We start from the raw sequence: 2,119 nt of genomic DNA on the forward strand, positions 1-2,119 counted from the left end.
CATTAAAAGTATATTAATACTTCAATCTATTTTTTCTCCAATCGGAGCTATTTTTAACTGCTGCACCACTCAACTTCACCTCTTTTTTATCAAACAGTTTTGCAGCAATTACCGCAGCAATTAAGGCTTCTGTTTCATCCTGTACCTTTAAGCTTTCTGGCTTAAAGTATTTACCTACAAAATGCGTATCGAAATTACCCGTTTTAAAAGCCTCGTGCTGCATCACAAATTTACCAAAACCCAAAGTAGTTTCTATCCCTGTAATATCATATTCTTCAATTGCTCTCACCATTCGTTCAATCGCTTCTTCCCTATCTTTCCCAAAAGTGATCAGTTTGGCAATCATCGGATCATAATAAATCGGGATTTCCATGCCCTGCTCAAAGCCATCATCAACCCTTACCCCATTGCCTTTAGGTGTACTGTAAGTCTGCAAGGTGCCAATATCAGGCAGGAAATTATTGGCCGGGTCTTCGGCATAAACGCGAAGTTCTATAGCATGCCCGCTGATTTTTAAGTCCTCTTGTTTAAAACTAAGTCTTTCGCCTGAGGCTATTTTTAGCTGTTCTTTTACCAGATCTATACCTGTAATTAATTCGGTTACAGGATGTTCTACCTGCAATCGGGTATTCATTTCCAGGAAAAAGAAATCGAGGTTCTCATCCAAAATAAACTCAACGGTACCTGCGCCGGTATAATTTACCGAACGGGCCACATCTACCGCACACTTACCCATTTGCTTCCTGATTTCTTCAGTTAAAACCGACGAGGGTGCTTCTTCTACTACTTTTTGGTGACGACGCTGTACAGAGCATTCCCGTTCAAAAAGATGAACAATATTGCCATGGGTATCACCCAAAACCTGTATTTCGATGTGCCTTGGCGAGGTAACATAACGTTCGATAAAAACAGCCCCGTCGCCAAAAGCTGAGGTAGCTTCACTTACCGCAAGCTGCATCTGTTCTTCAAAATCTTCAGCCCGCTCTACAATACGCATACCCTTGCCCCCGCCACCTGCAGCAGCTTTGATCAATATGGGGAAACCAACTTCGATGGCGCGTTGTTTTGCCTCATTTACATCCTGTATAGCTTCTTCCGTTCCCGGCACCATCGGGATATTATATTTTAAAGCCGCTGCCTTTGCAGATAATTTGTTACCCATGGTTTCCATGGCCTGCGGTGAAGGACCAACCAGAATAAGTCCGGCATCGGCAACTTTTTGCGCGAAACCGGCATTTTCAGACAAGAAACCATAGCCTGGGTGAATGGCCTCTGCACCAGTTAATTTACAGGCTTCGATAATCTTCTCGCCCACCAGGTAACTTTGATTAGATGGAGCTGGCCCAATACAAACCGCTTCATCGGCATAACGTACATGCAGCGCATTACGGTCTGCTTCAGAAAAAACAGCTACTGTTTTGATGCCCATTTCCTTCGCAGAACGCATAATACGCAAAGCGATTTCGCCACGGTTCGCGATAAGCAGTTTGGAGATTGGGATTAAGGGTTTGGAGTTGTTAGACATATTATTTTATTTCCACCACTTTTCAGATTCTTTTCTATTGGCAATTTTGTATGAGTCAGAATTATTGCTACCACCATAAGCTAATCTATAAGTTTCCCAACCACTCTTAAGATATTTATCATTTACGCTAAATTCACCTGCACCTATATCAAGATCGCCACAGCTTGGGATTCTGAAATCCCCCCAGTTACATTTTTTAGCAACTTTAGTTTTATAACTCGTCCAGATTCCTTCAAATGTATTATTTGAAAAACCATCTGCAACAAAATTTACAGAATCATAAAACATATTTCCTTTTATATCTAAAACAAAATTTGTTTTCATTTTCCCCTTTATCGTGCCTGAAGAAATTATATTCTGATCTTCAAAAAACACAATATCAACAATAATACTGCCTCGTTTAAATTTAGGATTATCGCTTTCTTTTCCGAACTGTGCACTGGTAATCTTAATTTTTCCCTGAAAGGCACATAAATTATTTTTTACCTTGGTTTTTCCATAAGCAAAGTATTCATTTGGATTTTCCATATCCTTTACAACAGAAACCAAATGAATATAAAATCTCTGGTAATTATCTCCAATAAAGCCGATAGG

At 40.1% G+C, this 2,119-nt stretch carries 2 protein-coding genes; both read right to left on the bottom strand.

The features are described 5' to 3' along the window. Positions 1-13: 13 nt before the first annotated feature. A complete protein-coding gene (accC, locus tag AC1DPQ_RS25910; RefSeq protein ID WP_477584096.1) occupies positions 14-1,525 on the bottom strand; it encodes an acetyl-CoA carboxylase biotin carboxylase subunit in 1,512 nt (503 codons plus the stop codon). 6 nt (positions 1,526-1,531) lie between these two features. Next, positions 1,532-2,119: hypothetical protein (locus AC1DPQ_RS25915; RefSeq protein ID WP_477611329.1), on the bottom strand; the 588-nt coding region annotated here is incomplete at its 5' end.

Source organism: Pedobacter sp. 01T416_2, assembly GCF_056398925.1.

Bases quoted from the DNA above. Each gene is read 5' to 3' on its own strand.
- accC (WP_477584096.1), bottom strand. From the start codon at position 1,525: ATGTCTAACAACTCCAAACCCTTAATCCCAATCTCCAAACTGCTTATC.